12 protein-coding genes are annotated in these 13,906 nt (G+C 45.3%); all 12 read right to left on the reverse strand.

Annotated features, from left to right (window positions below; genetic code table 11):
• Positions 1-11: 11 nt before the first annotated feature.
• The 12 genes from ACUB3H_RS02900 to ACUB3H_RS02955 all read right to left on the reverse strand — a co-directional run bounded on the left by ACUB3H_RS02900 (position 12) and on the right by ACUB3H_RS02955 (position 13,903).
• Positions 12-1,676 carry an acyl-CoA mutase large subunit family protein gene (locus ACUB3H_RS02900; protein WP_459129153.1) on the reverse strand — a complete coding sequence of 555 codons (1,665 nt, stop codon included), beginning with the start codon at positions 1,674-1,676 and terminating at the stop codon, positions 12-14.
• Between the two features lie 149 nt (positions 1,677-1,825).
• Entirely contained in the window at positions 1,826-3,694 is a 1,869-nt protein-coding gene (ftsH, locus tag ACUB3H_RS02905) for an ATP-dependent zinc metalloprotease FtsH (protein WP_459129154.1), read from the reverse strand.
• A gap of 33 nt (positions 3,695-3,727) precedes the next feature.
• Positions 3,728-5,011, reverse strand: coding sequence for a tRNA lysidine(34) synthetase TilS (gene tilS, locus ACUB3H_RS02910; protein ID WP_459129155.1), 1,284 nt, complete (start codon positions 5,009-5,011; stop codon positions 3,728-3,730).
• A complete protein-coding gene (locus ACUB3H_RS02915) occupies positions 5,005-5,850 on the reverse strand; it encodes a Ppx/GppA phosphatase family protein (protein WP_459129156.1) in 846 nt (281 codons plus the stop codon). The genes tilS and ACUB3H_RS02915 overlap by 7 nt, the downstream gene beginning before the upstream one ends.
• Before the next feature lie 39 nt (positions 5,851-5,889).
• Positions 5,890-6,165 (reverse strand): FtsB family cell division protein, encoded by a 276-nt coding sequence (locus ACUB3H_RS02920; protein ID WP_459129157.1) that lies wholly within the window; start codon positions 6,163-6,165, stop codon positions 5,890-5,892.
• Positions 6,162-6,401 carry an RNA-binding S4 domain-containing protein gene (locus tag ACUB3H_RS02925; RefSeq protein WP_459129158.1) on the reverse strand — a complete coding sequence of 80 codons (240 nt, stop codon included), beginning with the start codon at positions 6,399-6,401 and terminating at the stop codon, positions 6,162-6,164. The genes ACUB3H_RS02920 and ACUB3H_RS02925 overlap by 4 nt, the downstream gene beginning before the upstream one ends.
• 39 nt (positions 6,402-6,440) lie before the next feature.
• The gene (locus ACUB3H_RS02930; protein ID WP_459129159.1) at positions 6,441-6,722 is read right to left on the reverse strand and encodes an HU family DNA-binding protein; all 282 of its coding nucleotides are present in this window, start codon (positions 6,720-6,722) and stop codon (positions 6,441-6,443) included.
• Between the two features lie 47 nt (positions 6,723-6,769).
• Positions 6,770-8,023, reverse strand: a complete 1,254-nt coding sequence (locus ACUB3H_RS02935) for a MazG family protein (protein ID WP_459129160.1) — start codon at positions 8,021-8,023, stop codon at positions 6,770-6,772.
• Positions 8,023-9,033, reverse strand: coding sequence for a peptidylprolyl isomerase (locus ACUB3H_RS02940; RefSeq protein WP_459129161.1), 1,011 nt, complete (start codon positions 9,031-9,033; stop codon positions 8,023-8,025). The genes ACUB3H_RS02935 and ACUB3H_RS02940 overlap by 1 nt, the downstream gene beginning before the upstream one ends.
• On the reverse strand, positions 9,034-12,390 hold the full coding sequence (mfd, locus tag ACUB3H_RS02945) for a transcription-repair coupling factor (RefSeq protein ID WP_459129162.1): 3,357 nt from the start codon (positions 12,388-12,390) through the stop codon (positions 9,034-9,036).
• A complete protein-coding gene (pth, locus tag ACUB3H_RS02950; protein ID WP_459129163.1) occupies positions 12,377-12,940 on the reverse strand; it encodes an aminoacyl-tRNA hydrolase in 564 nt (187 codons plus the stop codon). The genes mfd and pth overlap by 14 nt, the downstream gene beginning before the upstream one ends.
• 3 nt (positions 12,941-12,943) lie before the next feature.
• Positions 12,944-13,903 (reverse strand): ribose-phosphate diphosphokinase, encoded by a 960-nt coding sequence (locus tag ACUB3H_RS02955; RefSeq protein ID WP_459129164.1) that lies wholly within the window; start codon positions 13,901-13,903, stop codon positions 12,944-12,946.
• Positions 13,904-13,906: the final 3 nt, after the last annotated feature.

The raw sequence follows: 13,906 nt of genomic DNA on the forward strand, positions 1-13,906 counted from the left end.
GGTTTTTCTCCTTAAACAATGACAGCCTGTTGGTATTCGCCGAAGACTGATCGCATGACATCTGTAATTTCACCGAGGGTAGCGTAAGCCTTAACGCAGTCTAAGATATAAGGCATGACATTATCTGTTCCCTCACAAGCCTTCTTAAGTGCAGCGAGAGTGGATTGAACCTTATCATTGTCTCGTTTTGCACGAAGATCTTGAAGCTTCTTCTTTTGGTTTTCTCCCACAATCGGATCAACTCTTAAAAGTCCTGTTGGCGATGGCTCTTCTACGCGGAACTTGTTGACGCCGATGACGATGGATTCACCGCATTCAACCGACTTTTGGTATTCGTAAGCGGCATCCATGATCTCGCGTTGAATGTAACCGAGGTCGATGGCTTTCGCAGCTCCTCCGAGCTCATCGATGCGCTCGATGTAAGCCATAGCATCCTTTTCAATTTCATCGGTCTTTGCTTCAATGTAGTAGCTTCCAGCAAGTGGATCTACTGTATTTGCGACTCCTGATTCGTAAGCGACAATTTGCTGTGTACGAAGTGCCGTTTGAACCGATTGCTCTGTTGGTAGTGCGAGTGCCTCGTCCTTTGAGTTCGTGTGGAGAGACTGTGTTCCACCCATGACAGCAGCAAGCGTTTGAATCGTTACGCGGACGATGTTGTTCTCCGTTTGTTGAGCAGTTAGCGTCGATCCACCCGTCTGTGTATGGAACTTCATCATCATGCTCTTTGGATTCTTCGCATGGAAGCGATCCTTCATGATCTTAGCCCAAAGTCTTCTTGCAGCACGGTACTTTGACACTTCTTCTAAGAGGTCGTTATGAGCATTGAAGAAGAACGAGAGACGTGGAGCAAAGTCATCGATGTCGAGACCTGCTTTAAGAGCAGCTTCGACGTATGCAATACCGTCAGCTAGGGTAAAGCCGACTTCTTGGCTTGCAGTGGATCCGGCTTCACGAATGTGGTAACCAGAGATCGAAATCGTATTCCAGAGCGGAACGTTTTTCGAGCAGTAAGCAAAGATATCGGTAATTAAACGCATCGAGGGTTCTGTTGGGAAAATATATGTACCTCTAGCGATGTACTCTTTTAAAATGTCATTTTGAATGGTTCCACGAAGCTTGTCAGCTGAAACACCTTGCTTCTCAGCGACAGCAATATACATCGCAAGTAGAACGCTTGCAGGTGCATTGATCGTCATCGATGTCGAAACCTTATCGAGCGGAATGCCATCGAAGAGAACTTCCATATCTGCTAAGCTATCGATCGCAACACCGACCTTACCGACTTCACCTTCACTCAAGGCGTGGTCTGAGTCGTAACCAATCTGTGTCGGTAGGTCAAAGGCTACTGAAAGGCCGCTTGAACCTTGCTCTACTAAGAACTTATAGCGCTTGTTGCTCTCCTCGGCTGTTGCAAAGCCGGCATACATGCGCATTGTCCAAAGTTTTCCGCGATACATGTTGGGCTGAACGCCACGTGTAAAGGGGTAGCTTCCAGGAAAACCGAGGTTTTCGAGGTAGTCGAACTCTTCTACGTCAGCTGGTGTGTAGAGACGCTTTACGACCTTCTTACTTCCCGTGTAGAACGTCTTTAAGCGCTCTGGTCGCTTTTCAAGCGATGCCTCAACCTTTTCTTCAAAGGCTTGAAGCTTTTCTGTGAATACTTGTTTTTCCATATCCGTTGATGCCCTCCCAAATATTTCTTTCATTCAGTAATATTCTAACACAAAATTCCGCAATTTCACTTGCAACATTTTTCGTTTAAACTTGCAATTTCAAGGTTTTACGAACTTCGAAATATATGTAAAAAAATAAAGAGTTTGGATTATTCCAAACTCTCTGTTTCTTCTGTTGGTGCTTCTAGAGGTTCACTTTCATTTTCTGCTCGAAAGGCTTCTAACCCGTTCTCCATGATAGTTTTGAAGTCTTTTTCATAGAGCGTCTCATATTCAGAAAGTGCCTGAGCGACTTCTTCGAGCTTATCGCGATTCTCCGATAAAATCTCAGTTGCAAGATTGTATGCACGATCTACGATTTTTTGAATTTCAAGATCGATATCACTGATCACTCGTTCGGAGTAATCACGGCGTGTCATGATGTCATTGGCGATAAAGGTATTCTCTTCGTCGCTAAAGGCCATTTGCGGTAGATTATCACCCATCGCATACTTAATGACCATGTTCTTCGCCATGTCACTGACGTATTTTAAGTCACTCGATGCGCCCGTAGAGATATCTCCGAGGAAGAGCTTTTCTGCTACACGACCACCTAAAGCGGCTGCAAGCTCTTGTTCGAGCTGACCCTTCGTCTGGTAGTTGATTTCTTCCGATGGTAGGTGCATGGTAAAACCACCTGCGCTTCCACGAGGAATGATCGTCACCATGTGTACGGGATCGAGTTTATCGAGCTTCGCACGCACGACAGCATGGCCAGCTTCGTGAACGCTTACGAGGCGCTTTTCCTTTGGAGTCACGATACGGCTCTTCTTTTCGACACCGACGATGACCTTTGTGATGGCTTCTTCAATGAGAGCCATGGTGATGGCCTTCTCACCTCTACGAGCTGCAAGAAGAGCAGCTTCGTTTAGCATGTTTTCAAGGTCTGCAGGCGTAAAGCCCGGTGTTCTTCTAGCGAGAACCTTTAGGTCGAGGTTCGGATCGACCGGCTTATTTCTCAAGTGAACGCGGATGATATCCATACGTTCGCCGATATCTGGAACGTCAACGGTAATTTGTCTATCAAAACGACCTGGTCTTAAGAGAGCAGGGTCTAGGATGTCGGGGCGGTTTGTCGCTGCGATGATGATGATTCCATTGTGATCATCGAAACCATCCATCTCGACGAGTAGTTGGTTCAGTGTCTGTTCACGTTCGTCATTACCACCACCTAAACCAGCACCTCTTCTACGACCTACGGCATCAATCTCATCGATGAATACTAGACACGGCGCATCCTTTTTCGCATCGGCGAAGAGGTCGCGTACACGAGAAGCTCCCACACCGACGAACATCTCCACGAAGTCAGAACCGGAGATGCTGTAGAAAGGTACACCCGCTTCTCCTGCGATGGCTTTTGAAAGGTAGGTCTTACCTGTTCCAGGAAGACCGACCATGAGAATACCCTTCGGAATACGTGCACCGAGGGCTGCAAATTTCTGTGGGTTTTTAAGGAAGTCTACAATTTCAAAGAGTTCTTCCTTTTCTTCTTTAAGTCCTGCGACATCGGCAAAGGTCACGCGCTTTTTCGGATCATCCTTCATAAGGCGTGCTTTACTCTTACCGAAGTTCATGGCATTCTTGTTTCCACCTTGCATCGAAGAGAAGAAAAAGAACATCATCGCGAGGACGGCTCCGAGCATAATGAGTGGACCGAGAAGGGTGATCCAAATGGATTCACCTTGTGGCGGTGTGACGCTCACTTTGACGCCGTGCTCTGATGCGAGTTGAATCGTCTCTTTACTGAGTTCACCCGTTGTGATCGAACGGAAAATCGTTCCATCCTTTAGCTTACCTTGGAATTCGGCTCCATTTAGAACCATTTCCGAGACTTGTTCAGCTTTAATTTTTTCATTTAATGTCGTGACATCGTACATGGATTTTTCAGTACTAGACGTATCGAACCACTTCGATATAGCAAAAACCATGACGATAATAATGATGAGATATACTAACAGATTTCTCTGCGATTTTGGCATATGTCCCTCCTAAACTATCTAAACAATGATACCCTATTTTTTTGCCTTTGTAAAATAAAAGCATAAATAAGGAGGATTCATCTCTTCGAGGAATGCCCTTCTATAACCGACGATCCAATAGAGCGTTTGATCGTCTGTAAGAAGTGGAATTTGATCCCTTAAAGACCTCGGAATCTTCTCATCGATAAACCAGTTTTTGAGGTTCTTATGCTTTGTTTCGTCGAGGCGAATTTCATCGCCCATGTTTCTTGGACGAATCCTTAGCTTTCCTTGAATCATCGCCTTAGGAATGGAAAGGTCACCGCGCTTGATGTTACTTTCTTCGACGAAGAGCTTTCCATTTGGAATGAGCTGCTCACCTAGAACGACTTCTTGAACCGTAAGTGGCTCTCGAAGCTCATCGAAAATCATGAGCGTCCCCTGCTCTTTCGAGAAGGTAAGTCCCTGAATGCTCACCTCGCCGTAGTGATCCGATCTTAAAAAGCGAACGAGCCCTAAAATTTGTTCACTCGTCACATTTTGTAAGGTCTTACGGGTCTTTAAGGTGCGGCGAATAAAGCGAGAAAGAAGCGCATCGTCAAGTGCTACGAGAGAAGTAAGATCGTAGGAATCCTTGTCTTCAATCGATTCAAGCTCTCGTTCCATGTGCTCTTCATCACTTCGTAAGAGACTCATGGTGCGAGCGACAGACTCTTCGATGTTCGCTCCAAACTTTTCTGAAAGATAAGGAATGATAACGTTTCGAAGCTCATTTCTTCTGTATTCGTTATCGAGATTCGTCTCGTCAAAGACGTACTCGATGTTCTTTTCTTTGGCATAGGCTTCGATGCGTTCACGCGTCCAGTTGAGAAGCGGTCGAACCTTCATTCCCTCGACTCTCTTCATTCCGGTGAGTCCACTTAAGCCACTTCCACGAAACAAGTTTAAAAAGAACGTCTCCACCTGATCGTTTTCGTGATGTGCTAAAAAGAGCTTTTGAATCGACTCCTCACGCATGATGTCGTAGGCCTTTTCATAGCGAATCTTTCGTGCCGTCTCTTCAATTCCCTGCTTCCAGAGGATGGCCTGCTCCTCTACGTTAGCGCTTTCTAGATGTAAGACGAGCTGATGTTTTTTAGCGGTCTCTATCGCAAAGCGCTCATCCCTCTCTGCACTCTCTCTTAACTTATGATTTAAGTGATAGAGTTCGAGCTCAAAAGGCACTTCTTTTCGATATTCAAGCAGTAGATCTAATAGGACACTCGAATCGACTCCCCCTGAAAAAGAGAGGAGAATCTTTTCATTCGGTTCAATAAGATCCTGAAATAGTTCTAGCATAATTCCCTCATTACTGCATAGCCTTCGAGATTTCCGTAGTCACTTACGATGACCTCGGACAGCTCGGTGCGCTTTAATAGGTACTGAAGGATCTTTAGACCATGAAGGATGATAGGAGCTCGCTTCTTATCGAGACCAGGAAGAGCTTCGATCTCTTCAAGACTCATTTTCTCTAACTTTTGAACCCATGCATCGATGCGTTCTCTTTTAAGAGGCTTTCCCTGAATGAGCTTTCTTTCGTACTTTTCTAGTTCTAAGTCCATACTTAAGCTCGATGTAATCGTTCCACCGATGCCGATTAAGGGCTCTTTTAATAGAGGTAGTCCTTCGAATACCTCATCTAAGCTGGTATCTGGATTCTCCGTATATTTTAAGGCACCGATCGGAAAACTCTTACGGTACTCGACTTCATTCGTTCCCATGATAATTTCAGTGGAAGCACCACCGATGTCTACGAGTGTAATGTGATCATGATCATCCTGTAGCTTTGCTCCTAAAAAGCCAGCCTCAGCCTCTTCTTCACCGGAAATGATACGCACATTCCAGTGGAAGCGATCCATCACTTCATCTTTAAACGCTTCTCCATTTTTAGCCGTTCTCACAGCCTCCGTGCAAAAGACCTCTACTGTATCGACGCCTTTCTCCTTAATGATCTCTTCATACTCTGAAAGGACTCGAAAGGTCTCTTCCATACTCTCTTTTGATAAGAGGCCCGTCTCCTTGACGCCTTTACCTAATCTTGTAATTTCTGTGCGGTCGATCCCTTTTAAAAAGTCTTCTTTCGTATCAAAGAGGAGAAGTCTTACAGAGTTCGAACCGCAGTCAATGATAGCTTTCAATATTTCCTCCATAGAAAAAAGTCAAGACTGAGTCTTGACTTATTCGTGAACATAATAGACGATCTCATCCGGTTTGACCATCTTCAGTTTCTCTCGAGCAATCATTTCGATGTAATCAAGATTACCGGAATTTTTTAATTCATTTTGCAGATTGAGTTTAACGAGCTTTAAGCGCTCGATCTCAGCCTGATAGGCTTTTCTTTCCTCAATCAGCTTTTGCATTTCCATGCCCTGATTCATCTGAATGTAAACCGCTACTAATAGGATCAGCACCGCGAGAATGAGGGGCAATTTATTCTTTTTTAAAAAACTCATACTTCCTCCACCATCTCCTTGGCTGTTTCTTTACTAGCCGTCTCATTGATCGATAAAATTTTATAGCGAACCATCTTCGAGCCAAAGCGGATAGAAAGGATATCGCCGACCTTCACCTCGTCACCAGGTTTTAAGACGTTCTCACCGATGGAGACCTTGCCTGCATCGCAAAACTCCTTAGCAACCGTGCGGCGTTTGATGATACGCGAAACCTTTAAAAATTTATCTATTCGCATAACGAATGAAACAAGCAGCGTTACGCTGCTTGCCTCTCACTATTTCTTGTTGATAAGGTCTTTGAGTCCTTTACCAGCTTTGAAAACAGGAGCTTTGCTAGCAGGGATGTTCATGACTTCTGTTGGTTTTTGTGGGTTGCGACCCTTACGTGCTTTACGTGAGCGAACTTCAAAGGTACCAAAGCCAACGAGTTGAACCTTGTCACCAGCTTGTAATGCTTCTTGAATACTGTCAATCACTGCAACGAGTGCTGCTTGAGAATCTTTCTTAGTAAGACCAGTCTTTTCTGCAATCTTAGCAACGAGTTCTGTTTTGTTCATTTATTCCTCCTCATGGATAACTTAATCTTATGATAACCGCAAAATGCTTATTTTTCAACCTCTTTTTGTGTTTCTAACGAAATTTTTTCGATTTCACGTACTTTTTCGAAGAGAAGACAATCGAGTGGTTGATCCAAAGTGATCGCTTCTTCGACGAGATCGAAGAGCTTTTTGAGTAATGGATGCACGTTCAAATGCTCTGGAAATGGAATCTCATAGCTCTTTAAAAGTTTAAGAAGCTTTTGAGCATATTGAAGGGTTGAAACCTTAGGAAGCCCATGAACACGCTCCTCAAAGCTCTTCTCCTTCGATTTATTCTTTTCCCAAAGTGTAAGGACCTCTGATGCATCCTCCGCCGTGTCCTTCGAGAAAACATGTGTATGTCTTCTCACAAGCTTTTCACTGATACCCCGAACGATGTCTTTAAAATCGAAATATCCATTATCTTCGGCGATGAGTGCATGAAAGACGACCTGAAACAAGAGATCGCCTAGTTCGTCTTCTAATTCGTCGTAGTGTTCCGTATCGATCGCCTGCATCACTTCATACGCTTCTTCTAAGAGGTAACGCTTTAAGCTCGTATGAGTCTGAGCGCGGTCCCAGGGGCAGCCGTCTGGTTCACGAAGACGCTTTGCAATGCGTAGAAGCTCTTCCATGTCGCCCTTTAAGCGCTCTCCTCTAGGAATAAAGAGGGACGTCAGATGGTCGTATTCATAGCGATCCATTTCATAAAGAGGAACGGTCTCTAGTGTCTCGTTCTTCGTTCCAGCCCACTTTACGAGCGTCACAGGCCTTTCTGGGTCCATGATCTCCATGAGTTTAAGCTTTACATCGGAACTCACTTCTTTGGAGTAAATTTGAAGAAGGAGGCCATCGACGGTCGGATCGTAGTGAAAGTCACTTAAGGCATCGAAGATCTGAAGGCCATCGGTGGGGTCGAGCTTTAGAGCTCTAAAGACGGGCTCTAAGAAGCTGATGCCATCGATCACTTTAAAGGTTGTGAGTTTTTTGAGTTCTTTTACGCTATCTTCTGCGACATAGACGCTTCCTGGAACAGCGTAGACGATATTCTTTTCTTTTGAGAGTTCGACGAGCTTTTCTGCAATGGTCTTATAGAGAGTAGAAAAGTCGTCGGCGCGGTCGTATTCCTCATCAAAGCTTTCAAAGGAAAAGGGAAGCTCATCCAAGACGGGATGGTGCTTCGTTCGCACATAGATCGTCTCTGCTTCCCTTAAGGCTTCGTAGGCGCTTTGAGATAAATAGTCCTGGCTTCCAGGTCCCAAACCTACTACGGTAATCATTATTTCGTCACTTCTGTCGTCATCACGTCTGAAGTCTTCTTGACTTCGTCGACGAGGGCTTTAAACTTCTCTGATTCTTTGTTTCCAAGGAGCACTTCGAGTGCAGAAGCAGCTTGTTGCTTGTCAGCTTTTTCAATTTCCTTGTATGTTCTAGAACCTGTGACCTTAATGAGGTGCCAACCAAATTGAGTCTTTACAGGCTTACTGATCGTTCCAACAGGCGTACTGAAAGCTGCATCAGCAAACGGTTGAACCATTTGTCCGTATTGGTAGAAGTAACCTAATGCTCCACCCTTTTCAGCATTTCCTGTGTCAATAGACCATTTCTTTACGAGTTCATTCCACTTATCAGGTGACTGTTGAAGTTCATCGTAGATCTTATCGATCTTTTCTTTTTCATCGAGGGCAACTAAGAGGTGGCTCGCTTCGACTTGAACGGTTTGATTCTTGAGCTCTTCGATGAGCTTTGTATCAGCGTTTAGGTCGGCACGAATTTGATCCTTTAGTTGTTGACGAATAGCAGAGTATTCGAGTGCACGCTTAATGAAATCCTCAGTGATGTCGTTGGCTTTAAAGTAAGCAACGAGATTCTTTGCTTCTTCTTTTGGGTTTTCCCATGAACCAAAAGCTTGTGTTACATAGCTTTGATAGTCAGCATCAAGTTGCTCTTTTTTTAGGGTGATGCCAGCTTTTTTAGCAGCTTGAACACTTGCAAGCTCATCGACTAAGGCATTGTAGAGATCCTTTTTAATTTGAGCCTGTTCTTCTGGCTTCAACTGGTCGAACTTTTGATTGGGATTATTGGATTCAATGTTGAACTTGATGAGTGCGAGGTTACGATCAAAGCTACCTTGTGTCAAGGTGAGATCGCCTACCTTAGCGATGACAGCCGTGTTATCTACACTAGCGGTTGTTTCTGAACTCACGGGTTCACCGGAAGTCGTTCCTTTGGGTTGACAAGCACTTACAAGTAATACAGTCGCAAGCGCAAAACATAGCAATTTTTTCATTTAATTCTCCTTTACCGTCTCATTATAGTGGGTTTCATCGCTTTTGAAAAGGATTAATTGATCGAGGAAGTGTTCTAGATGCTCTGCATCCTTCACACGATCAATGGGTTTATAGCGATACGGAATCACGATATGAGGTCTTCTTTTTAATTGTATCGTGACATCCTTAAAAGTACTAAAAATATGGCTCACAAGTGACGTATCTAAGGCTTTTTCTTCGTCAAAGACGAGTTCAAAGCCGAGTTTAATGCTCTTTGTTTCTTTAAATCCTAAGGTCTCTGCCTTAGAGCGGATCATCTGAAGAAGGACGAGGTTCGTGACACTTTCAGGTGGTGTTCCAAAGCGGTCGATCATCTCTTCTTCGATGAAGAGCTTATCTTCGGCCGTCTGAATGGCTCGAATGCGTTTATAAAGATCCATTTTCGCACCCGTATCATTTACGTACTCGTCGGGAATGAAGGCCGAGATATCGACGTCGATCGAGGATTCGGTCTTAACGGGCTTACTGATACCTCGGATCTGATCCATTCGATTCTTTAGTAGATCCATGTAGAGTTCATAACCAATTTCTTCAAATTGACCACTTTGAGAGCTTCCAAGGACATTACCAGATCCGCGAATTTCAAGGTCCCTGATCGCAATCTTAAAGCCACTACCGAAGCTCGTAAACTCTTTAATCGTATTTAAGCGATCGACGGCAACTTTTGTAAGCTGGAGATTTCTCGGATAGAAGAGGTAGGCGTAGGCGATGCGGTTCGTTCGACCGACGCGACCACGAAGCTGATAGAGCTGAGAAAGTCCAAAGTTCTGTGCATCTTCGATGAGAATGGTGTTGACGTTTGAGATATCGAGTCCCGTTTCGACAATGGTAGAACTGAGAAGAAGCTGAAACTTCTTTTCGACGAAACCGAGCATGGCATTTTCAAGAAGTCTCTCTCCCATCTGCCCGTTGGCATAGGCCATCGAGACCTCAGGAAGGAGCGCTTGGAGCTCTCGAAAGCGCCTTTCCATCTCTTGAACGTTATTAAAGATGTAGTAGACCTGTCCCCCTCGTTCGATCTCTCGAAGCACGGCCTCTCGAAGAATCGATTCATCGTACTCTAAGATGTAGGTCTGCACGGGATAGCGATCGAGCGGCGGATCTTGTAAAAGACTCATGTCTCGAATGCCAGAGAGCGACATGTTAAGTGTTCTTGGAATGGGCGTTGCCGACATACTTAACGTATCGACGTTGGTCTTAAGCTTTTTAATCTGCTCCTTATGCTTTACACCGAAGCGCTGCTCCTCATCGATGACGAGAAGTCCTAAGTCCTTAAACTGCACGTCTTTACCAAGTAACATGTGGGTTCCGACGACGATGTCTAGTGAACCTTTTTTAAGTTTTTCGAGATACCCTCGCTTTACCGAAGCAGGTGTCAAGCGAGACAGCATGCCGACGTTTACAGGAAAGTTCTGAAAGCGCTTTTTAATCGTCTCGTAGTGCTGGCTTGCAAGTATCGTCGTGGGAACGAGAAAACAAGCTTGCTTTCCATCCATGACGGCTTTAAAGATCGCTCGTAAAGCGACCTCGGTCTTACCGAAGCCGACGTCACCACAGAGCAAACGGTCCATGGGTCGAACGGATTCCATATCTCGTTTAATTTCTTCAATACTTCGAAGCTGATCGGGTGTTTCTTCGTAAGGAAAATCGAGTTCAAATTGATTCTGCCACGGTGTATCGGGACTAAAGCGGTAGCCCTCTTGGCTTTCTCTTTCGGCATAAAGCTTAATGAGTTCATCGGTGAGATCTTCAATGCTCTTCTTCGCTTTATCGGTCTTTCGCTTCCACTCGTTTGTTCCGAGTCTCGTCAAGCGGTCGAAGGAGAGCTCTCCACCGATGTAGCGCTGAACGAGGTCAATGTGGTCGGTCGGAACGAACAAGCGGTCTCCCTTAGCGTAGCGAATGGAGAGGTAATCTCTCTTTACGCCCTCTACGCTCTTCGTTTCGATCCCTTCGTAGCAACCGATACCATGGTGCAGGTGAACGACAAAGTCGCCGGGCTTTAGGTCGAAGAAGGAACTGATTCGTTCGCTGTTTTCTCCAAAGTGCTTTCGCCTCTTCGTCTTACCGACGCCAAAGATGTCGCGCTCCGTATAGACAGAAAGCTGAATCGTATCGTCTGTAAAACCAAAGTGAAGGGCACCTTCTAGGAGATGAACATTAGGGCTTAAGTGGAGTGCCTCTCTTTTAAAGTGTCCTTCGATAAAGGGCTTCTTTTCTCCAGCAAAGATCACTTGCGTATAGCCCTCAGCGTCTCGCTTTAAAAGAGTTGAGGTAAAATCGGGAAGTTTCGCTTGAAAGCTTTCGTTTCTTCTCGCATCAAAGTGTATGTCACTCGAGGGATTTTTAAAGTTTGTAAGTTCTACGCGAGAAAAACGTTCGAGTTCCTTATTTAGTTCGTCTAAACTTAAGAGGTTCTTCTCCTCTTCTGGAAGGCATTGACCCTTTTCTAATGCTTCTTCAAAGCGCATCAAGAAGTCATCTCGTAAGGATTCGAGACGCGTCTCAAGCTGTCCTCTTTCGATAAGTACGATGTTTTCAAAAGCACAGTAATCGAAAATCGTCTTGGCTTTATCGATGAGGGTCAGATACTTATCGCGCTCGTGCGAGAAGTCGGGGTTTTCTCGTACTTCTTCTGGAAGAACCTGAAAGAGTTCCTCGAGTTCTGGCGTCGTAAACGATTCAAGTGCTGGGAAAATGGTGATGCTTTCTACATTTTCTGTAGAAAGCTGTGTCTTCCATTCGAAGGCTCTTAGGCTATCAACTTCATCGCCAAAGAACTCGATACGAAAAGGAAGCTTTTCACCGGGAAGAAAGAGGTCTACAATGTCGCCTCTCGCACTAAATTCACCCCAGTTGTTGACGAATTGAACGCGTTCATAGCCGAGTCGAACGAGCTTTTCTAGTAGGACGTCGTATTGAAACTCCGACCCTACTTCGAGGCGAAAGCGTTCGCCCTTAAAGACCTCAGGATCAACGATGCGCTCTGCTGCTGCCCGGACACTTGCGATGACCGTCTTCGGTCCTTCTTCTAAAAGACTCTCTAAAACGACGGCTCTCTCTAACATGTTCTCCGTACTTTGAGCATAGATCCGAGTCGTTAGAATTTCTTTTGCTTGAAAGACGAGCGGGTTTTCTCCGAGTCTCGTGAGATCTTCGTAGATGCGGTCAGCAACCAGCTGATCAGGCGTTAAGATGAGACTCGTCGTTCCCTTAAAATTTTCATGAAAAAGCAAGGAGTCAAACGATTCGCTGACTCCATCAATCGATAGTTTCTTTTGTTCTTTAGGTATTCTGAGTTTACTAAATAGATCCATTATAACGGTTCATTGCGCTTTCTATGCCTTCAAGAATCCAGACCTCGATGGCACTCACCGATCGCTCGATGGCTTCATCGATGAGCTTCCACTGCTCTTTTGAAAAGCCCGAAAGGACGTACTCAGCGAGGTCCTTTTGCCCATTTCTTCCAGCTCCTACACGAAGTCTTGGAAAGTCCTTACTCGAAAGGCAGTTAACAATATCTCTCATGCCATTATGCGTCCCCGGTCCCCCGCTTTTTCTAAGGCGAATGGAACCGATCTCGAGATCGATGTCGTCGTAGACGACTAAGATATCTTTTGGTTCTAGCTTATAGAAGTCAAAGACCTTTCTCACCGATCTTCCACTGGCATTCATAAAAGTTTCAGGCTTTACGAGGAGGATCTTTTCTCCGTGAAGCTGCCACTCGGTGACGAGTGCTTCAAATTGCCCCTTCGTCTGGTCGAGACCGTGTTCTTTTTTTAGCTGATCGATGACCATAAAGCCTAGGTTGTGCTTGGTATTTTCATACTGTTTACCAGGATTACCAAGTCCTACAATACATTTCATTTCTTATACACCTGATTCAAACATTTCACTGACGCTGTCGTTATGATAGATGCGCTCGATCGCTTCGGCAAAGAGCTTGGCTGAAGAGAGAATCGTAAGTTTATCAAACTTCTTCTCTTCTGTGAGTGCGATGCTATCGAGAACGACAACTTCTTTAATGGCGCTTTCTTTTAGTCTCTCTATGGCTTTGCCACTGAATACGGCATGGGATGCACAGGCATAGACTTCTAAGGCACCTTCATTTAAGAGATAATTTGCGGCCTCTGTAATCGTTCCTGCGGTATCGATGATATCGTCAATGATCACGACGCTCTTTCCTTTGACGTCACCGATGAGTCCCATGACTTCCGATTCGTTTGGACGAGGACGTCTTTTTTCGATGATCGCAATGGGTGCATGAAAATGTGCGGCAAAGTCTCTTGCGCGTCGAACCGACCCGAAGTCGGGAGCGACGACGACCATGTTCTCTAGGTTCTTTCCTGCGATATAGCGAGCCAGGATCGGTCGACCTACGAGGTGGTCCACTGGAAGGTTGAAGTAGCCTTGAATTTGTGCCGCATGAAGGTCCAATGCGAGGATTCTATCAGCTCCTGCACGCGTTAAAATATCTGCAACGAGCTTTGCACTGATCGGGTCACGAGCCTTTACCTTACGGTCTTGACGGGCATAACCGTAGTAAGGAATGACGGCTGTGATGCGGCCTGCGCTTCCACGCTTCATGGCATCTAAAAGGATTAAGGTTTCTACGAGGTAGCGATTGACGTCTGGGGGAGCAATCGATTGGACGACGAAGCAGTCTGCTCCGCGAAAGCTCTCTTGAATGGATATGGAGATCTCTCCGTCTGAAAAGCTCGTCACGATCGCTTCGCCTAAGGGCATGTCGAGTTCGTCACAGATGGCTTTGGCTAGTGGCAAATTGGAGTTGCCGGTGAAAATTTTGATCGTTCCTCCCGTTCGGTGCATGCT

The organism is Guggenheimella bovis, assembly GCF_054492335.1.

Bases quoted from the DNA above. Each gene is read 5' to 3' on its own strand.
- ACUB3H_RS02900 (WP_459129153.1), bottom strand. From the start codon at position 1,676: ATGGAAAAACAAGTATTCACAGAAAAGCTTCAAGCCTTTGAAGAAAAG.
- ftsH (WP_459129154.1), bottom strand. From the start codon at position 3,694: ATGCCAAAATCGCAGAGAAATCTGTTAGTATATCTCATCATTATTATC.
- tilS (WP_459129155.1), bottom strand. From the start codon at position 5,011: ATGCTAGAACTATTTCAGGATCTTATTGAACCGAATGAAAAGATTCTC.
- ACUB3H_RS02920 (WP_459129157.1), bottom strand. From the start codon at position 6,165: ATGAGTTTTTTAAAAAAGAATAAATTGCCCCTCATTCTCGCGGTGCTG.
- ACUB3H_RS02925 (WP_459129158.1), bottom strand. From the start codon at position 6,401: ATGCGAATAGATAAATTTTTAAAGGTTTCGCGTATCATCAAACGCCGC.
- ACUB3H_RS02930 (WP_459129159.1), bottom strand. From the start codon at position 6,722: ATGAACAAAACAGAACTCGTTGCTAAGATTGCAGAAAAGACTGGTCTT.
- ACUB3H_RS02935 (WP_459129160.1), bottom strand. From the start codon at position 8,023: ATGATTACCGTAGTAGGTTTGGGACCTGGAAGCCAGGACTATTTATCT.
- ACUB3H_RS02940 (WP_459129161.1), bottom strand. From the start codon at position 9,033: ATGAAAAAATTGCTATGTTTTGCGCTTGCGACTGTATTACTTGTAAGT.
- mfd (WP_459129162.1), bottom strand. From the start codon at position 12,390: ATGGATCTATTTAGTAAACTCAGAATACCTAAAGAACAAAAGAAACTA.
- pth (WP_459129163.1), bottom strand. From the start codon at position 12,940: ATGAAATGTATTGTAGGACTTGGTAATCCTGGTAAACAGTATGAAAAT.
- ACUB3H_RS02955 (WP_459129164.1), bottom strand. From the start codon at position 13,903: ATGCACCGAACGGGAGGAACGATCAAAATTTTCACCGGCAACTCCAAT.